Source organism: Rhodococcus sp. ABRD24, from assembly GCF_004328705.1.
Taxonomy (GTDB): domain Bacteria; phylum Actinomycetota; class Actinomycetes; order Mycobacteriales; family Mycobacteriaceae; genus Prescottella.
Genome location: NZ_CP035319.1, coordinates 866,017 through 883,916, shown reverse-complemented (window position 1 = coordinate 883,916; position 17,900 = coordinate 866,017). Strand labels below are relative to the sequence as shown.

16 protein-coding genes are annotated in these 17,900 nt (G+C 68.9%); 11 read left to right on the top strand and 5 right to left on the bottom strand.

The window, feature by feature from the left end:
• Window positions 1-62: 62 nt before the first annotated feature.
• From ERC79_RS03860 to ERC79_RS03850, 3 genes are read right to left on the bottom strand one after another with little or no spacing between them, the layout of a single operon-like run.
• Window positions 63-1,310, bottom strand: a complete 1,248-nt coding sequence (locus ERC79_RS03860; RefSeq protein WP_131575885.1) for a glycosyltransferase family 4 protein — start codon at window positions 1,308-1,310, stop codon at window positions 63-65.
• Complete coding sequence (locus tag ERC79_RS03855) at window positions 1,310-2,836, bottom strand: glycoside hydrolase family 57 protein (protein WP_131580705.1); 1,527 nt, start codon at window positions 2,834-2,836, stop codon at window positions 1,310-1,312. The genes ERC79_RS03860 and ERC79_RS03855 overlap by 1 nt, the downstream gene beginning before the upstream one ends.
• A gap of 50 nt (window positions 2,837-2,886) precedes the next feature.
• Window positions 2,887-3,756 carry a class I SAM-dependent methyltransferase gene (locus tag ERC79_RS03850; RefSeq protein ID WP_242676739.1) on the bottom strand — a complete coding sequence of 290 codons (870 nt, stop codon included), beginning with the start codon at window positions 3,754-3,756 and terminating at the stop codon, window positions 2,887-2,889.
• A gap of 186 nt (window positions 3,757-3,942) precedes the next feature.
• On the opposite strand from ERC79_RS03850, the gene ERC79_RS03845 reads away from it, so the two are divergent.
• Window positions 3,943-4,743 carry an electron transfer flavoprotein subunit beta/FixA family protein gene (locus ERC79_RS03845; RefSeq protein WP_131575881.1) on the top strand — a complete coding sequence of 267 codons (801 nt, stop codon included), beginning with the start codon at window positions 3,943-3,945 and terminating at the stop codon, window positions 4,741-4,743.
• A gap of 44 nt (window positions 4,744-4,787) precedes the next feature.
• Entirely contained in the window at window positions 4,788-5,744 is a 957-nt protein-coding gene (locus tag ERC79_RS03840; RefSeq protein ID WP_131575879.1) for an electron transfer flavoprotein subunit alpha/FixB family protein, read from the top strand.
• Between the two features lie 125 nt (window positions 5,745-5,869).
• Here ERC79_RS03840 and ERC79_RS03835 read toward each other — a convergent pair whose 3' ends face one another.
• Window positions 5,870-6,835, bottom strand: coding sequence for a hypothetical protein (locus ERC79_RS03835; protein ID WP_242676738.1), 966 nt, complete (start codon window positions 6,833-6,835; stop codon window positions 5,870-5,872).
• Between the two features lie 277 nt (window positions 6,836-7,112).
• On the opposite strand from ERC79_RS03835, the gene ERC79_RS03830 reads away from it, so the two are divergent.
• The 7 genes from ERC79_RS03830 (at window position 7,113) to ERC79_RS03800 (ending at window position 15,236) form a co-directional block, all read left to right on the top strand.
• Complete coding sequence (locus ERC79_RS03830) at window positions 7,113-7,901, top strand: GNAT family N-acyltransferase (RefSeq protein WP_242676844.1); 789 nt, start codon at window positions 7,113-7,115, stop codon at window positions 7,899-7,901.
• Entirely contained in the window at window positions 7,898-8,746 is an 849-nt protein-coding gene (locus ERC79_RS03825; protein ID WP_207390423.1) for a 1-acyl-sn-glycerol-3-phosphate acyltransferase, read from the top strand. Before ERC79_RS03830 ends, ERC79_RS03825 begins: the two co-directional genes overlap by 4 nt.
• A gap of 54 nt (window positions 8,747-8,800) precedes the next feature.
• The gene (locus ERC79_RS03820) at window positions 8,801-10,027 is read left to right on the top strand and encodes a cysteine desulfurase family protein (RefSeq protein WP_131575873.1); all 1,227 of its coding nucleotides are present in this window, start codon (window positions 8,801-8,803) and stop codon (window positions 10,025-10,027) included.
• Entirely contained in the window at window positions 10,027-11,145 is a 1,119-nt protein-coding gene (mnmA, locus tag ERC79_RS03815; RefSeq protein ID WP_131575871.1) for a tRNA 2-thiouridine(34) synthase MnmA, read from the top strand. Before ERC79_RS03820 ends, mnmA begins: the two co-directional genes overlap by 1 nt.
• Complete coding sequence (locus tag ERC79_RS03810; protein WP_131575869.1) at window positions 11,142-12,173, top strand: methionine synthase; 1,032 nt, start codon at window positions 11,142-11,144, stop codon at window positions 12,171-12,173. Before mnmA ends, ERC79_RS03810 begins: the two co-directional genes overlap by 4 nt.
• A gap of 146 nt (window positions 12,174-12,319) precedes the next feature.
• Window positions 12,320-14,407, top strand: coding sequence for an NAD-dependent DNA ligase LigA (gene ligA, locus ERC79_RS03805; protein WP_165497202.1), 2,088 nt, complete (start codon window positions 12,320-12,322; stop codon window positions 14,405-14,407).
• A gap of 340 nt (window positions 14,408-14,747) precedes the next feature.
• Window positions 14,748-15,236, top strand: a complete 489-nt coding sequence (locus tag ERC79_RS03800; protein ID WP_131575864.1) for a GNAT family N-acetyltransferase — start codon at window positions 14,748-14,750, stop codon at window positions 15,234-15,236.
• 8 nt (window positions 15,237-15,244) lie between these two features.
• On the opposite strand, the gene ERC79_RS03795 is transcribed toward ERC79_RS03800, so the two are convergent.
• Window positions 15,245-15,895 (bottom strand): ACT domain-containing protein, encoded by a 651-nt coding sequence (locus ERC79_RS03795; RefSeq protein ID WP_131575862.1) that lies wholly within the window; start codon window positions 15,893-15,895, stop codon window positions 15,245-15,247.
• 197 nt (window positions 15,896-16,092) lie between these two features.
• Between ERC79_RS03795 and gatC the strand changes: the two genes are divergently transcribed.
• Window positions 16,093-16,392, top strand: coding sequence for an Asp-tRNA(Asn)/Glu-tRNA(Gln) amidotransferase subunit GatC (gatC, locus tag ERC79_RS03790; protein WP_131575860.1), 300 nt, complete (start codon window positions 16,093-16,095; stop codon window positions 16,390-16,392).
• Window positions 16,389-17,873, top strand: a complete 1,485-nt coding sequence (gene gatA, locus ERC79_RS03785; RefSeq protein WP_131575858.1) for an Asp-tRNA(Asn)/Glu-tRNA(Gln) amidotransferase subunit GatA — start codon at window positions 16,389-16,391, stop codon at window positions 17,871-17,873. Before gatC ends, gatA begins: the two co-directional genes overlap by 4 nt.
• Window positions 17,874-17,900: the final 27 nt, after the last annotated feature.

Here is a 17,900-nt window from a genome sequence, read left to right as displayed (position 1 = left end):
CGGCGGGCAGCGGAGTGCGGAAATGGCGACCGACGCCGGCGACCGCTGCGGGTCGCCGATGTTCACCCGCGGTCGGGCAGTGGGCGTTCGGGAATCGTCGGGCGTGCCAAGGGGTGCCGTACGCGTCGCTTGGCCGCGGCGTACACCTGTACCGTCTCCTCGGCTACCTTGTGCCAGTCGAAGTCCGCGGTCAGACGGTCCCGGGCAGCTCGCGCGCGTAGCTGCGCTGCGGCCGGATCGTCGAGCACCTCGCGGACTGCGGAGGTGAGGCCGTCCACGTCGCCGGGCTCGAACGAGAGCCCGGTCAGTCCGTCCACGACGGCCTCGCCGAGCCCGCCTGCGGTGGACGTGATCAGCGGCGTCCCGGCAGCCGCCGCCTCGAGTGCGATGATGCCGAACGGCTCGTACCGGCTGGGCAGCACGATCGCGTCCGCGCCGTGCAGCCAGCCCAGCAGTTCCTCGTGGTCGAGGTTGCCGAGGAACGTGACCGAACGCGCGACCCGGTGGGTGCGGGCCTGCTGCTGCAACCACTCGAACTGGGTGCCCTCGCCGGCGACGGCCAGCGTCGTCCCGGGATGGCTGCGCCGGATCCGGGGCAGCGCGGCGATCGCGTCCTGCACGCCCTTCTCGTATTCGAGCCGGCCGACGTACAGCAGAGTTGCCGGACCCGATCGCGGCGATCGCGGCCGGTAACTCCAGGTGGTGACATCGATGCCGTTACGGATCACGGTGATCGGCGGCAGTTCCGGCCCGTACAGCTGGGTGACCTCGTCCTGCATCGACGCCGAACAGGTGATGATCGAGTCGGACTCGTTGGCAAGCCACCATTCGACCGAGTGCACCTGACGGTTGATCCGCCCCGAGATCCAGCCGCTGTGCCGCCCGGCCTCCGAGGCGTGCAGCGTCGAGACCAGCGGGACGTCGTAGAACTCGGCGAGCGCGACAGCGGGATGCGCTACCAGCCAGTCGTGCGCGTGCACCACGTCGGGCTGCCAGCCCTCGCCGATGCCGCCCTTCGCCAGCGCGACCCCGGCCCGGACCATCGCGTGACCCATCGCGAGCGTCCACGCCAGCATGTCTTCACCGAAGATGAAGTGCGGCGGATCCTCCGCAACCGCCACCACCAGCACGCCTTCGGAGATCTCGGTGACGGTGGGATGCGTCGACGGGTCCGTGCCCGAGGGACGCCGCGAGAGAACTACCACCTCGTTCCCGGCCTTCGCGAGCTCGGTTGCGAGATGGTGGACGTGCCGGCCGAGGCCGCCGACGACGACCGGCGGGTACTCCCACGAGACGATCAGGATTCTCATCACACGCTCCCAGCGAGTGCAGTGGCATCGGGCAGTCGACGCGCATCGAGCGCGGGGAACAACCCGTCCGCGGCGTTCCAGCCGTCGGCGAGCCTGCGGGCTGTCTCGTTCCGGCCGGACGCCACGGCGCCTGCGATCTCGCGCAACGCGTGTGCGTGCTTGTGGGCCCGATCGCGGGCGTATGCGGCGGCGGTGTCCTTGCTCACCATGAACGCCCAGTCGCTCGAGACCGTCATCAGCGTCTCACGCAGCATCTGGTCGTGGACGCGATTGCGCAGTTCGGGGCCCTGTTCATTGTTGCCCCGCGACTTGTCGATCGTGTCGAGTGCGGTCCGCACCACCTCGGCGTTGAGCTGGACGAGGTCGGCCACCTGATCGCCGGCCCACACGCGCCAGTCCTTGCCCGAGCCCCACGACGAATCCTGCAGCTCGACAGGCTTGCCGACATAGCCGCGGGCACGCGCGTCGGCGAGGGTGCCGATGTCGATCCCGGCCTCGGGGAGCGCACGCAGCACCTTCTCGAGCCACTGCGGCCCTTCGAACCACCAGTGCCCGAACAGTTCGGTATCGAACGCGGCCACCACGAGGGCGGGGCGGCCGACGCGCTCGGATTCGCGGCGAAGCCGGCGGCGGACGGTCTCGACGAAGTCCGCGACGTGCTTGTCGACGGCAGCGGCGGCAAGCTCGGGGTCGTACGGCGCCTTGTCCTCGGATGCGACGGATCGCCCGGTGACGCGGGATGGTTTGAGCCCGGTCGCGTGGTCGTAGGTATGGAAGTCGCGGTACGCGGCGTGGCCGGGGTAGCCGGTCTTCGGCGACCATACTCGGTAGCTGACCTCGAGATCACGCCCGAAGGCCACCACGTCGGAGTCCCACACCGGCCGGCCGGCCGAGGTGTCACCGCGCAGTGCGGGGCCGTCGACCATGAAGTGCGACACACCCGCGGCGGCGTACCCGAGCTCCATGCCCGGCGTATATCCGCACTCGGGCGCCCAGATGCCGGACGGCGTGTGGTCCCAGCGGGCCCGCGCATCGGAGAGTCCCTCGCTGAGTGAGAACGCACGCAGACGCGGGTCGAGCAGCGGCTGGAACGGATGAGCGAGCGGTCCGCCGAGCAGCTCGATGGTGTCGGCGTCGATCAGCTCGCGCAGGACGGGGGAGCCGCCGTGGCGCCAGCGGGTCTCGAAGTCCTCGAGCGCCGCAGCGGACGCGCGATGCTCTCGGGCGCCGAGTTCACGGTGTGAAGCCGACGGCATCCCGGCTGCCTCGTGCGCCCGGATCTGCCAGTTGCCGAGCCAGTGGTGCATGCCGTCCAGGCTGTGTGGGTCGTCGAGCTGCGCGGCCAGCACCGGGGTGACGCCCAGTGTCAGCAGGTGTGAGCGGCCCTCTGCGGCGAGTCGGCGCAGTGCCGAGGTCAACGGCAGGTACGACGCGGCCCACGACTGGTACAGCCACTCCTCGCCGACGGGCCAGCGCCCGTGGTTTGCGAGCCACGGCAGATGCGAGTGCAGGACCAGGCAAAACATGCCGGGCTCGGGGGAAGCCACTGTTCTTCCCCGGGTGTGCGTCACGCCGCTCAATTCAGGGGGTCCTTGATCGCGATGGCGACGAGGTCGAGGCTGTCGTCGATATCGGCCTCGCGGAGTTCGAAGTCGTCGGCGTCGACGTCCTCGACATCGCGGGTGAGGTCCGCCGGCCACGGCTCGCCCGCGAGGGCGCGGTCGATCTGGGCGTTGATGAAAGAGCCGCCGTGCTTGGCATCGAGTTCGCGCAACCGGGGTCCGTGATGGACGCCGGTCATGACGGCCACGCGAAAGCCGGCTTCCACGAGCAGTTCGCTGAGTTCGGCGGCGTTGAGCTCACGGGTGTGGAATGGGTTGAGTGGGGTGTCGCGGCCCGGCGAGAATGTGATCCGGTTCGGTGTACTCACGAGAAGTTCGCCGCCCGGAGCGAGGACTCGGTGGCACTCGCGCAAGAACTGCGCCTGGTCCCAGAGGTGTTCGATCACTTGGAAGTTGACGACCGTCTGAACCGAACCGTCGCCGAGGGGCAGCTCGGCGAGATTGCCGTGCAGCATCTCCACGCGGGGGTACCGGGCGCGTACGTGTTCGACGGCCGAGATGTCGTAGTCGAGTCCGGTAACGCTCGTCGCGACATCGGCAATCATGTTGGCGCCATAGCCTTCTCCCGATCCGGCCTCGAGGACGGTGCGGCCCTCGCAGCGGGGGAGCAGGTCTCGGTAGACCACCTCGTGGCGCCGGAACCAGTAGTTCTCCTCGGGGATTCCGGGCACGGTCCGCTCGCCGGTCAGTGGCAGGGTCGCGGCGCCGTCCGGGGACGCCGCCGCGGTCTCGAGGGACTCGGCAGTGGAACCAACTGTGGATTCGCTCACCTCAGCGAGGTTAGTGCCAACGGTATCGGCGAGAGTCGGGGTGGTCCACATCACAGCCGTGAAAGCCCCCGGTGGCGGTTATGGTGGGACCGGATTCCGCCTAAGTTACCTGTCAGTAACTTAACGTGGGGTAATCTGTCGCTCAGTCAACGTGCGACGAAATTACTTACGAGAGCTCGGCATCTCGCGGAGCCGCTCGCGATCATCAGGTAGATAGACACAGGAGGTCGACGAAGACCCATGACGAACATCGTCGTTTTGATCAAGCAGGTCCCCGACACGTGGTCTGAGCGCAAGCTCTCCGACGGCGACTTCACGCTTGACCGCGAGGCCGCCGACGCAGTGCTCGACGAGATCAACGAGCGCGCCGTCGAAGAAGCTCTCCTCATCAAGGAGCGCGATGGCGGTGAGGTCACCGTGCTGTGCGCCGGACCGGACCGCGCCACCGACGCCATCCGCAAGGCGCTGTCGATGGGCGCCGACAAGGCCGTTCACGTCAACGACCCGGCCCTGCACGGCTCCGATGCCATCCAGACCGGCTGGACCCTCGCTGCAGCACTCGGCCAGATCAGCTTCGAGAACGGCGAGGCTGCCGATCTCGTGATCGCGGGCAATGAGGCCACCGATGGTCGCATCGGTGCGGTCCCGGCCATCATCGCCGAGTACCTGGGCCTGCCGCAGCTCACGCAGCTGCGCAAGCTGACCCTCGCTGACGGCAAGGTCACCGGCGAGCGCGAGACCGATGAGGGCGTCTTCGGCCTCGAGGCCGGCCTGCCGGCCATCGTCTCCGTCACCGAGAAGATCAACGAGCCTCGCTTCCCGTCGTTCAAGGGCATCATGGCCGCGAAGAAGAAGGAAGTTCAGGTCCTGACCCTGGCCGACCTCGGTGTCGATCCGGAGACCGTCGGCGTCGCCAATGCCGGCACCACCGTCACCGCGTCCACCCCCAAGCCCCCGCGTACCGCTGGTGAGCGCGTTGCCGACGAGGGCGACGGCGGCAGCAAGATCGCCGCGTACCTCGTGGGTCAGAAGATCATCTGATCCGGCCCCTCGAGACCAGCAGACAAGACAGGGAGAAGTAAGCAATGGCAGAAGTACTCGTGCTCGTCGAGCACGCCGAGGGTGCCCTCAAGAAGGTCAGCACCGAGCTCATCACCGCCGCCCGCGTGCTGGGTGAGCCGTCCGCGGTCGTCACCGGCCCGGCCGGCACCGCGGGCAAGCTCGCCGAGGCGCTCGCCGCCGCCGGCGCTGCGAAGATCTACGTCGCCGAGTCCGACGACATCGACGGCTACCTGGTGACCCCGAAGGTCGACGTCCTGGCCAACCTGGTCGAGACCGTTTCCCCCGCCGCCGTCATCACCGCGGCCAGCACCGAGGGCAAGGAGGTCGCCGGACGCCTGGCGGCCCGCATCGGCTCCGGCCTGCTGTCCGACGTCGTCGAGATCAAGGCCGACGGCAGCGCTGTCCACTCGATCTTCGGCGGCGCCTTCACCGTCGAGGCCAAGGCCAACGGCGATGCTCCGGTCATCTCGGTTCGCCCGGGTGCCGTCGAGGCCCAGCCGCAGGCCGGCGCCGGCGAGGAGATCGTCGTCGAGGTTCCGGCTCAGGACGAGAGCGCCGTCAAGGTCGTCTCGCGTGAGCCGATCGTCGGTGGCGATCGTCCGGAGCTCACCGAGGCGAATGTCGTCGTCTCCGGTGGTCGTGGCGTCGGCTCCGCCGACAAGTTCTCGGTCGTCGAGGAGCTTGCCGATTCGCTCGGTGCTGCCGTCGGTGCGTCCCGCGCCGCCGTCGACTCCGGTTACTACCCGGGCCAGTTCCAGGTCGGTCAGACCGGTAAGACGGTCTCGCCGCAGCTGTACATCGCGCTCGGTATCTCCGGTGCCATCCAGCACCGCGCCGGCATGCAGACCTCGAAGACCATCGTCGCGGTCAACAAGGACGAAGAGGCCCCGATCTTCGAGATTGCGGACTACGGCGTCGTGGGCGACCTGTTCAACGTCGCACCGCAGCTCACCGAGGCCGTCAAGGCTCACAAGGGCTGATCAGCGCCCCTTTGGTTCAGGCAGGCCCCCGTCACCGTTTCGGTGGCGGGGGCCTGTGCATTGGGTCGGGTATCCCCGCCGCGCGCAACTTCGCCTCCCGCGCGCGCGACCGTGCGCGCGGGGCGTCAATTCGCGCGCAGCACCGTACCGATCGGCCGGGGTCGACCCGCAGACCGGCTCATTGCCCGGCGGATCCGCGTGCCGATCACTTCCGGGCGGCGGAAGTCGCGCCAGATCCATCGCGTCACTTCCCAGCCCGCATCCCGGATCCGGTCCTCTCGCTGCTTCTCCGCGAACACCGCATCACCGGGGGACTGGCCGGGACGTAGGTACTTGCCGTACTTGACCCGGCCGTCGAATTCGCCAACGACGCCCTCGTTCGGGAAAAGGAAGTCGACGCGTCCGAGCAGCAGACCGTCCGGATCCAGCAACGACGGTTGCAGAACCGGTGCGGGCAGGCCCAGGTTCGCCAGCACGACACGACTGCGCGATTCGCCGACGCTCTCGCTGCGCCCATCGAGGAAGGAGAGCGCTCGGCGCGCCGCAGGATGACCGGGGCGACCCTTCGCGTATGCCAGCGCGGCACCGATGTCGTCGAGGTGAAGCCCGGGATCCGTCAATGCCGAATCCCCGACGACCACTGCTTGCTCGAACGGCACGGTCCGGCACAAGTCCGCGATCGTGCGGGCGACTGTTGTCACCGGCATCCCGTTCAGGTCCGCTACATCCTGGTCGGGGAGCGGTGCGCTGTGTGAGTGCAGGTGCCTGGTCCGGCGTCCGCCGCCGGAGAGTGCTCGGGTGACGTGGACCCGATCGAGCGGGGTGCGCCACAGCGACAGACCGTGCAGTATCGCCGCGGACTGGTGGCTGACGACCGCGTCTGAGCTCAGCTCGGGCAGTGTCGCGGCGATCAGTGCCCGGTGCCGAGCCTCGGCGCCGAGCGAGTCTTGTGCCTGCGGAGACAGGTAGCTGCCCGGTCGCAGGCGCTGCCAGCCGTTGCTGCGGCACAACGTCCGCAGTTCGGAATCGGTGTAGCCGCGGGCGAGGGCGTCGCGTCGGCGCAGCGGATGGGGTGTCGGTTCGGTTGCCACGACGCTCATCGTGCAGTCCGGGGGGAGCGCCGGGACAGTGCGCGGGCAGGTTGTGGATACATCGAACGGTTGTCCACAACGTGCCGCGCGCAACCTTGCGACCTGCGCGCGCAATTGCCCGCGCGCGGCGTCAATTCGCGCGCCGGGCGTTCACCGAACCTGCATCCATGTGTCACGTGTGCGATGCCGCGATGCCGCACCCGCTCGATAGACCTTCGCCATGACAACTTCGTCGCTCGCCGAAACCGTCTACCAACGCGATCAGCCCGCCCGGGAAATGTCCGAAATGCCTGGCGGAAACCGCTATTCCCTCATTGTCTCCTCCGATGCCGAGCACCGCGTCGCCGCGCAGCGGCTGCGCTACCGGGTGTTCGGTGCGGAACCTGGCTTCGTGATCCCCGACTCGCCCGAGCAGCTCGACGCCGATCGGTTCGACACCTTCTGCGACCACCTACTGGTTCGCGACAATGCGTCCGACGAGTTCGTCGGCTGTTACCGGATGCTGCCGCCCGACGCCGCCGTCGCGGCCGGTGGCTACTACACCGCCACCGAATTCGACCTCACTGCGCTCGACCCCGCTGCCCACCGCATCGTCGAGATGGGCCGCGCGTGCGTCGACATGCGACACCGCTCCGGGTCGGTCCTCGCGTTGATGTGGGCCGGGATCCTGCACTACCTGCAATTGACCGGCCACGACACGGTGATGGGCTGCGTGTCGGTGCCCATGCAGGACGCGCCCGACGCTGTCGCGGGGGCGAATGTGCGGGGCGTGCGGGACGTCCTGCTGAGCCGGCACGCCGCAGACCGCTCGCGCTGGGTGCGCCCGCTGCGCCCGGTGCGGGCGGATGGGCGTCCTCTCGAGGACATCGCGGCCCCACTGCGCCCGTCGGTGCCGCCGCTCCTGCGCGGGTACCTCCGGCTGGGGGCGAAGATCTGCGGCGAACCCGCGCACGATCCGGACTTCGGGGTCGCCGACTTCGTGGCGCTGCAGAGCCGTCACGATGCCGATGTCCGCTACCTCGAGCGGCTGCGTCGCGCATCGGCGGCGATCGAGGTGGCGGCGTGAGCCACCCGTGGCTCCCGTCGAGCCCGTGTGGGACGGGCTGCCTGCCGCAGAGTCCGGCACGGGTGTCCGGGGTGACGGTTTGTGCTCGCTGGCTGGCGCTGGTGCTGGTCGCGTCGTCCTCTCTGTTGCTTCCGGCGACGCGGCTGCTGCCATCGCGATGGCGGACACTGTGCCACCGGTCTTTGGCGCGAACAGCGCTGCGCAGCATCGGGATTCGGCTCTCGGTTGAGCGGCGGGAGCGGCACTTCGAGGGTGGGTCGCTGGTGGTCGCGGGGCATGTCTCGTGGCTCGACATTCTGGTGCTGGCGGCCGTGACGCCAGGGCAATTCGTCGCGAGGGCGGACCTGCTGACCTGGCCGCTCCTGGGGGCACTGGCCCGGCGGGTGCGGGTGATCCCGATCGAGCGGGATCGGCTGCGGAGCCTGCCGCTGACCGTCGCGGCGGCGCGGGAGCATCTGCGGAGCGGCGACACCGTGATCGTGTTCCCGGAAGGGACCACGTGGTGTGGGCGTGCGTTCGGGCGGTTCCGTCCCGCGCTGTTCCAGGCGGCGATCGACGCGCAGCGTCCGGTCCAGCCGGTGACTGTGCATTACGAGGACCGCTCGGACGCCCCGACCACCGAGCCGTGCTTCGTCGGCGACGAGTCCATCGGCCGTTCGATGCGCAGGGTGCTTCGGGCGAAGGGCCTGCGTGCCCGCGTCGTCCTGGAGGCGCCGCAGCAGCCCGGGACCGACCGTCGGGAGCTGGCCGAACGGTGCGAGCGCCTGGTGCGGCGCGAGGCCGACCTCGGCGCCGACGGGATCGTCGCTCAGCTGATGGGGCGCCGTCACGTGGATGCGGCGTGACGGGGAACTCTGCCGACATGCCGGTTTCCGGTGAAGGGCTATTCTTGTCGGGTCATGATCTCGCCTGCCCCCAGTTCAGCTGTCTACCTCGACCACGCCGCGACCACGCCCATGTATCCGGCCGCGATCGAGGCGATGACCGATGTCTTCGCAACGGTGGGTAACGCCTCGTCGCTGCATGGATCGGGCCGCTCGGCCCGCCGCCGCATCGAGGAGTCCCGCGAGTCCATAGCCGCCTGTCTCGGTGCCCGGCCGTCCGAGGTGATCTTCACCTCCGGCGGCACCGAGAGCGACAACCTGGCCGTCAAGGGCATCTTCTGGTCGCGGCGCGACGCCGACCCTCGGCGCATTCGTATCCTCGCCAGTGCCGTCGAACATCACGCGGTGCTCGACGCCGTCGAGTGGCTGGTGACGCACGAGGGCGCTCAGGTGACGTGGTTGCCGGTGGACACGTCCGGCGCCGTAGACCCGGAGGTGGTGCGGGCCGAGCTGTCGGTGCACGGTGACGAGGTGGCGCTGATCACGGTCATGTGGGCCAACAACGAGATCGGCACGATAAACCCCATCGCCGAGATCGCCGCGATCGCGTCCGAGTACGGCATCCCGATCCATTCCGACGCGGTCCAGGCTGCGGCACACCTGCCGATCGACTTCTCGGCCAGCGGGCTGTCGGCGCTGAGCATCGCCGGGCACAAGCTGGGCGGGCCGCAGGGCGTCGGAGCGCTGCTGCTGGGCCGGCAGGTGCCGTGTGCACCGCTGCTACACGGCGGCGGGCACGAGCGGGACCTGCGATCCGGCACGCAGGACACCGCGTCGATCGTGGGTCTCGCGTCGGCGCTACGGATCGCGATGGCCGAAATGGATGCGCGTACGGCGGAGCTGGTTGCATTGCGAGAGAGCCTGATCGACGGTGTCCTTCGGCTGGTCCCCGACGCCGTGCTCAACGGCGGGATCGGTGACGCGCGGCTTCCGGGCAACGCGCACTTCACTTTTCCCGGCTGCGAGGGTGACTCGCTGCTGATGCTGCTCGACGTCGCGGGTGTCGAGTGTTCTACCGGTTCCGCGTGTACTGCGGGGGTTGCGAGCGCGAGTCATGTACTGACCGCGATGGGCGTCGACCCGGTGGTTGCCCGCGGATCGTTGCGCTTCTCGCTGGGGCACACGTCGACCGAACGGGACGTCGAGGCGCTGCTGTCTGCGTTGCCTCAGGTGATCGAGCGTGCCCGCGCCGCTGGACTGGCAAGCGTCGGCGGCACGGGACGACACGGAGGGGATCGTTGATGCGAGTTCTGGCTGCGATGAGTGGAGGCGTCGACTCGGCGGTCGCCGCGGCGCGCGCGGTGGCGGCCGGCCACGACGTGGTCGGTGTGCACCTGGCACTGTCCACCGCACCGGGCACGCTGCGCAGCGGTTCGCGGGGATGCTGCTCCAAGGAGGACGCCGGTGACGCCAAGCGCGCTGCGGATATTCTCGGAATCCCTTTCTATGTATGGGATTTCGCGGATCGATTCAAGGAAGACGTGATCGACGACTTCGTCGAATCGTATGCCGCCGGGGAGACTCCCAACCCGTGCCTGCGCTGCAATGAGAAGATCAAGTTCTCGGCCCTGGCCGACCGTGCGCTGGCTCTCGGATTCGATGCGGTGGCGACGGGTCACTACGCGCGGCTCGAGGACGGCGTGCTGCGGCGTGCGGTCGACGACGACAAAGACCAGTCCTACGTGCTCGCGGTGCTGACCTCGGAACAGTTGTCGCGGGCGATGTTCCCGGTCGGCGACACCCCCAAGGAGCAGATCCGGGCCGAGGCCGCCGAGCGGGGACTCGCGGTCGCGAACAAGCCCGACAGCCACGACATCTGCTTCATCCCGTCGGGTGACACGCGCGCGTTCCTCGGCGCGAAGATCGGGATCCGGCCCGGCGCGGTGGTCGATGCCGACACCGGCGAGGTGCTCGCACAGCATGAGGGTGTGCACGGCTTCACGATCGGCCAGCGTAAGGGGCTCGGTGTGCAGGGCCCGGCGGCTGACGGTCAGCCCCGCTACGTGACGTCGATCGAGCCCGAGACCGCAACGGTGCGCGTGGGATCGGCGGAACGCTTACAGGTGTGGTCCATTTCGGCGGATCGTGCGATCTGGACCTCCGGGCAGGCGCCCGAGGGCCCGATCGAGTGCGTCGTGCAGGTTCGGGCTCACGGTGGCACGGCGCGTGCTGTCGCCGAGGCGGTGCGAGGCGAGCGAGGCGCCGGGGAGCGTCACGACGGGGGTATCACCGTGCAGCTTTCGGAGCCGCTGACGGGTGTCGCCCGAGGTCAGGCCGTCGTGCTGTACCGGCCGGACGAGGCCGGGGACGTGGTCATCGGTAGCGGAACGATCACCGGTACCGAGACGGACCGCCCGTGACGGATGCGCGCATTCCCGTCGGGGTAGCGACGGGCGCCGGTTCGTGGCCGGGCACCGATCCGCGGGAGGCTGCCGCGATCGTCGTCGGCGAACTGCCGGCGCTGCCGCACCTCGTGGAGTTGCCGGCTCGCGGAATCGGCGCCGACATGATCGGTCGGGCCGCCGCGCTGCTGGTCGACATGCCGCTCGACACTTCCACCACCGGCTACCGGATGGCCCAGCACGCGGGCCCGGTGACCCGGACCGCACGTGACCTGCTGGCTCGCGACCTCGATGCGCTCGAGGAGGCGTGGGAGGTCGCCGGCCGACGGGGGAGCGATCAGCCGGTGAAGCTGCAGTCCGCGGGGCCGCTGACGCTGGCCTCGCAGGTGGAACTCGGCGGCGGGCACCGGGTACTGACCGACCGGGGTGCGATGCGTGATGTCGCCGAGTCGCTGGCAGAGGGCCTTGTCGCACATGCCGCGGAGGCCGCTCGACGGCTCGGTTCACCCGTAGTGGTGCAGCTCGACGAGCCGGGTCTGCCGGCTGTGCTCGCCGGATCGCTGACCGGTGTCTCGATCCTGCAAACCCCGCGGGCGCTCCCCGAGCCGGAGGCCCTAGCCGTGCTGCAGTCGGTGATCGAACGGCTCGACCTTCCCGTGCTCGTGCACTGCTGCGCCGCCGAGGCACCGCTCGCTCTGCTGCGCCGCAGCGGAGCCTCGGCCGTCGGACTCGACGTCAGCCTGCTGCGCACCGACGACCTCGATGGCGTCGGTGAACTCCTCGACGCGGGCGTCGACCTGGCGCTCGGTCTGGTTCCGGCGGCGGGCGTGGAACGGATGCCAGGTTGGCGGGATTTGGCCGAGCCAGCCGTCAGACTCGTTGACCGACTGGGCTTTCCACGGACCCTGCTGGCCGATCGGGTGCTCGTCACGCCGCGCTGTGGGTTGGCGGGTGCGAGTGCGGACGGTGCCCGCGCGGCGCTGCGCAGCGCTGCCGAGCTGGCCCGCGCGTTCGCGGACGGCGCCGACCCCGACGCGATGGCCTGAACGGGAGGTCGCGACACGTTTTCGTGCCCGGGGCGACCGGTGCTCCCGTTCGCGCCGGGTCGATCGGTGTCGGTAGCCTGCGATAGCCTTCCGAGGTGGACGAGAACGAAGCCGCTACCGCAACAACCAGCCCGTCCGATGCCGTGGTGGAGCCCGCGAGCGCGGAGGATCGCGAACGCTGGCAGGAACTCGCCGAGGTTGTTCGCAACCACCAGTTCCGCTACTACGTGCTCGATTCGCCGATCATCTCGGACGGCGAGTTCGACGCGCTGCTCGGTGAGCTGAATGCGCTCGAGGAACGCCACCCGGATCTGCGGACGCCGGACTCGCCCACGCAGCTCGTCGGTGGTGGTTTCGCTACCGACTTCGCCGCTGTCGACCATCTCGAGCGAATGCTCAGTCTCGACAACGTCTTCGACCTCGACGAGCTGCGGACCTGGGCCAGCCGGGTGGAGGGTGAGGTGTTCGACGGGCGCTCTGCAGGCTCTGCTCCTGGCGGACCTGATCTCCACTATCTGTGCGAGGTCAAGATCGACGGCGTCGCGCTCAACCTCGTGTACGAGAACGGCAGGCTGGTCCGCGCGGCCACACGCGGCGACGGGCGCACCGGCGAGGACGTCACGCTCAATGCCCGCACCATCGGTAACATTCCCGAAACACTCACGCCCAGTGACGAATTCCCGATTCCGGCGCTGCTCGAGGTGCGCGGAGAGGTGTTCTTCCGCCTCGAGGATTTCGCCACCCTCAATGCATCGCTCGTCCAGGACGGTAAGGCGCCCTTCGCCAATCCGCGCAACTCGGCGGCCGGTTCGTTGCGCCAGAAGAACCCGGCCGTCACGGCGCGCCGTCGCCTCGGCATGATCTGCCACGGTCTCGGTCGTACCGAGGGCTTCGATCCCGTCGGGCAGTACGCCGCCTATACCGCGCTCGCAGCGTGGGGGCTGCCGGTGTCGTCACACACCTCCCGGGTGGTCGGGATCGATGCCGTCATCGAGAAGGTGAAGTACTGGGACGAGCACCGGCACGATGTCGAGCACGAGATCGACGGCCTGGTGGTGAAGGTTGACGAGATGGCGCTGCATCGTCGTCTCGGCTCGACGTCCCGTGCGCCGCGCTGGGCCGTCGCGTACAAGTACCCGCCGGAGGAGGCGACCACCAAGCTGCTCGACATCCGGGTCAGCGTCGGCCGCACCGGCCGGGTCACTCCGTTCGCGTACATGGCGCCGGTGACGGTGGCTGGGTCGACGGTGTCACTCGCGACCCTGCACAACGGGTCCGAGGTCAAGCGCAAGGGCGTGCTGATCGGCGACACCGTCGTGATCCGCAAGGCCGGTGAGGTGATCCCTGAGGTCCTGGGTCCGGTCGTCGACGTGCGCGACGGCTCCGAGTATCCATTCGAGATGCCCACCGTGTGCCCGGAGTGTCACACCCCGCTCGCCCCGGCGAAGGAGGGCGATGCGGACATCCGCTGCCCCAATCAGCGTTCCTGCCCGGCGCAGTTGCGGGAGAGAGTCTTCCACGTCGCGGGCCGCGGCGCATTCGATATCGAGGTGCTCGGATACGAGGCCGCGACGGCATTGCTCGAGGCCGGGGTGATCATCGACGAGGGCGACCTGTTCTCGCTCACCGAAGACGATTTGATGAAGACGTCGCTGTTCACCACGAAGGCCGGCACGCTCTCGGCGAATGGACGTCGGCTGCTCGACAATCTGGGCTCGGCCAAGCAGCAGCCGCTGTGGCGGGTGCTGGTTGCCCTGTCCATCCGGCACGTCGGCCCGACGGCGGCACGGGCGCTGGCGGGTGAGTTCGGCGGACTGGAACGGATCGAGAACGCCACCGTCGAGGAGCTCGCGGCCGTCGACGGCGTCGGCGGCACGATCGCGGCGGCGGTCGTGGAATGGTTCACCGTCGACTGGCACCGCGAGATCGTCGACAAGTGGCGCAACGCCGGGGTGTCGATGGAGGACGAGCGGGACGAGTCGATCGAGCGGAATCTCGAGGGGCTGTCGATCGTTGTGACCGGGTCTCTCGAGGGGTTCTCCCGCGACGAGGCCAAGGAGGCGATCCTGGCGCGCGGTGGTAAGGCGGCTGGTTCGGTGTCGAAGAAGACGGCGTTCGTGGTTATCGGTGACGCGCCCGGATCGAAGGCAGACAAGGCTGCCGACCTCGGAGTTCCCATTCTCGACGAGGCCGGATTCCGGCGGTTGCTCGAAAGCGGACCGGACGGAATCTGACTGTTCGGAGCAGAAGCGCAGCGCGACAGGACGATTCACACGAGGGCGCCGCGGTTGTCTACGTGATGAACACCACGCTACGACGTTGCGTCGTTGATCGGGGTTTCCCGGTGAACGGAAAACTGCTGCGTGACGGCAGGTGTTCAGATGTCGCACAAGGTGCCGTCTGTGCTGGTGGGAATCGGTTCGTGCGCAGTCCGGGGTGTGCCCGGCGGGCACCTGTCCGTGCGGTGGCGGTCCGATCCGGCGGTCCGGCCGGATGTGGTGGGAGTCTCATTTCCACCGGTGAGGGCGGGCGAATCGGCTTTTTCCGGCGGGGCGTGGCTGTCATAGTGACGCCATGATCGATATCCGGGCCGTGACACCGGCCGAATTCGAGGCGGTCGGGGAGCTCACCGCCCAGGTGTACGTCGAGGGTGGCTTCGTCGCCGACTCCGACCGGTACGCATCCCAGTTGCGGGACACCAAGACCCGCGCGGAGCAGGCTGAGGTCGTGGTCGCGCTGATCGGCGGCGAGATCGTCGGATCGGTGACCATCGCCGAACCGACCTCGCCGTTCGCGGATGTTGCCGGGGACGGAGAACTCGAGTTCCGCATGCTCGCGGTCGCGCCGTCGGCCCGCGGCAAGGGCGTCGGTTCGGCCCTGGTGCGCCACGTTCTCGACATCGCCTACGATCGCGGCGACCGGGCGGTTGTCATTTCGACCCAACCGGAGATGGTCGAGGCGCGTCGCATCTACGACCGCAACGGGTTCGTCCCTGTACCGGAACGCAACTGGGCACCGGCTCCCGGTATCGAACTCACCGCCCTGGTGCGCGAACTGGTCTAGGGGAAGATTCAGCCCAGGACGGTGGCGACAATGCCTGCGAGGTAGCCCAGTCGAGCCACCTCCGAGGGGCGGAACTCCGGCCCGCCGGGCCGTCCCAGCAGCAGCACGCGGCCGGTGTTTCCGATCGGCGCTGCCGCGAGGGTGGTGTCCATCTCGCGCCACACCTGCGGCACCCAGTCGGCGTCGCCGTCGAGCATGGTGGCCTTCTTCAACGGCATCCACGGGGCGTCGCCTGCGTGGGTCTCGGGTGCGCCGGGGCTGCCCACGACGCGGAACGCGCCGTGCGGGCCGATCTCCATCACCGTGCTCCAGCCGACCCGCAGCACGCGGGAAGCGCCGTCGACGAGGACCTGTAGCCGGTTGGAGTGTGCGGTAGCGACGTGGTCGATCAGCTCGAGCTCACGGTGTGTGTCGAGCATGCCCGAGTACGGGCGGATGGAGTCGACATGGACGTCGGGGAGTTTCTCGGCCGCCGTGATCAGGGTGTCCGGCAACGAACCGGCCTCGACGTCGACGACCAGATCGTCGACGGCGAATCCGGAGCCCCGCTCGACGACATCGAGCGAGAGGATGTCCGCACCCACCGATCCGAGTGCGACGGCGAGTGCGCCGAGGCTGCCCGGCCGGTCGGGGAGCTGGACGCGGAGCAGGTAGGACACGTGCGGCCTTTCCGTCTGTTCGACGCCGGTTCGGTACCGGGTTCGATGTCGCGGAAGGGACACGGTTCGAGCCCCCGCCGTTTCCTATCCTTTCACCCCAGACCCACGACCGCTGGGGTGACGGGCTGCACGGCGGATCAGGCCACGCTCTAGGCTGGTCGGAAATGCCCACTCCGACCTGAAAGGGGTCACCGAAGGTGCCTGCCATCTCCCGTGACGAGGTCGCCCACCTCGCCCGGCTGTCCCGGCTCGCCCTGACCGACGCCGAACTCGACGAGTTCGCCGGTCAGCTGGATTCGATTCTCAGCCACGTGAAGGCGGTGTCCGAGGTCGCGGCAGAGGATGTCCCGCCCACCGCGAACCCCAATCCGATCACGAATGTGACCCGGCCCGACGTAATCGTGCCGGGGCTGACGCCCGAGCAGGCGCTGTCCGGTGCCCCGGCCGTCGAACAGGATCGCTTCGCCGTTCCGCAGATCCTGGGAGAGGGCGAATGAGCACCGATCTGACCCGTCTCGACGCCTCCGAACTGGCGTCGAAGATCCACTCCCGCGAGATCTCCTCGGTCGAGGCCACACAGGCGCACATCGACCGGATCGGTGAGGTCGACGGCGAGCTGCACGCGTTCCTGCATGTCGCCGGCGAACAGGCTCTCGTGGCCGCGAAGGAGGTCGATTCCGCCCTCGCCGCCGGTGACGAGCCGGCATCGGCGCTCGCGGGTGTGCCGATCGCGCTCAAGGACGTCTTCACCACGACGGACATGCCGACGACATGCGCGTCGAAGATCCTCGAGGGCTGGGTGTCGCCCTACGACGCGACGCTGACGACCAAGCTGCGCGAGGCCGGGATTCCGATCCTGGGCAAGACCAACATGGACGAGTTCGCGATGGGCTCGTCCACCGAGAACTCCGCGTATGGACCTACCCGGAATCCGTGGGACACCACGCGCATCCCGGGTGGCTCGGGCGGCGGTTCGGCGGCGGCGCTCGCGTCGTACCAGGCCCCGCTCGCGATCGGCACCGACACCGGCGGCTCCATCCGTCAGCCCGCCGCGGTGACCGCTACGGTCGGTACCAAGCCCACGTACGGCACCGTCTCGCGTTTCGGCCTCGTCGCATGTGCGTCGTCGCTGGATCAAGGCGGCCCGTGCGGCCGCACCGTGCTCGACACCGCGCTGTTGCACGAGGTGATCGCCGGGCACGACCCGCGTGACTCCACATCGGTGAAGGAGCCGGTTCGGCCGGTCGTCGCGGCAGCCCGCCAGGGCGCTGCCGGCGACCTGAAGGGCGTGCGCGTCGGTGTGGTCAAGGAGCTGCGCTCCGACAGCTACCAGGCGGGGGTCATCGCGTCGTTCGACGCCGCGGTCGCGCAGCTCACTGCGCTCGGTGCCGAGGTGGTCGAGGTCTCGTGTCCCAACTTCGAGTACGCGCTCGCGTCGTACTACCTGATCCTGCCGAGTGAGGTGTCCTCCAACCTCGCGCGTTTCGACGCCATGCGTTACGGCCTGCGCGTCGACGAGGGTGGCATGAGCGCCGAGCAGGTCATGGCCGCGACCCGCGCCGCCGGATTCGGCAAGGAAGTCAAGCGTCGCATCATGATCGGCACCTACGCGCTCTCGTCCGGTTACTACGACGCTTACTACGGTTCGGCACTCAAAGTCCGCACCCTGATCGCGCGCGACTTCGATGCCGCGTACGAGAAGGTGGACGTCCTGGTGTCGCCGACGAGCCCGTTCACGCCGTGGAAGCTGGGCGAGAAGGTGAACGATCCGCTCGCGATGTACCTGTCCGACCTGTGCACGCTGCCGACCAACCTGGCCGGCCACTGCGCGATGTCGGTGCCGTCGGGTGTGTCGGCGGATGACGGCCTGCCGGTCGGCCTGCAGATCATGGCACCGGCACTGGCCGACGAGCGCCTGTACCGCGTCGGCGCGGCCTACGAGGCGGCCCGCGGGCCGATCGCATCGCCTGTCGCGTAGAACTGCTCCGCCACGACAGCCCGGATC

Excerpts from the sequence above, each read along its gene's own strand:
- gatA (WP_131575858.1), top strand. The coding sequence starts at position 16,389 with ATGAGCACCGATCTGACCCGTCTCGACGCCTCCGAACTGGCGTCGAAG.
- ERC79_RS03830 (WP_242676844.1), top strand. The coding sequence starts at position 7,113 with ATGTCCGAAATGCCTGGCGGAAACCGCTATTCCCTCATTGTCTCCTCC.
- ERC79_RS03820 (WP_131575873.1), top strand. The coding sequence starts at position 8,801 with ATGATCTCGCCTGCCCCCAGTTCAGCTGTCTACCTCGACCACGCCGCG.
- ERC79_RS03840 (WP_131575879.1), top strand. The coding sequence starts at position 4,788 with ATGGCAGAAGTACTCGTGCTCGTCGAGCACGCCGAGGGTGCCCTCAAG.
- ERC79_RS03800 (WP_131575864.1), top strand. The coding sequence starts at position 14,748 with ATGATCGATATCCGGGCCGTGACACCGGCCGAATTCGAGGCGGTCGGG.
- ERC79_RS03860 (WP_131575885.1), bottom strand. The coding sequence starts at position 1,310 with ATGAGAATCCTGATCGTCTCGTGGGAGTACCCGCCGGTCGTCGTCGGC.
- mnmA (WP_131575871.1), top strand. The coding sequence starts at position 10,027 with ATGCGAGTTCTGGCTGCGATGAGTGGAGGCGTCGACTCGGCGGTCGCC.
- ERC79_RS03855 (WP_131580705.1), bottom strand. The coding sequence starts at position 2,836 with ATGTTTTGCCTGGTCCTGCACTCGCATCTGCCGTGGCTCGCAAACCAC.
- ERC79_RS03845 (WP_131575881.1), top strand. The coding sequence starts at position 3,943 with ATGACGAACATCGTCGTTTTGATCAAGCAGGTCCCCGACACGTGGTCT.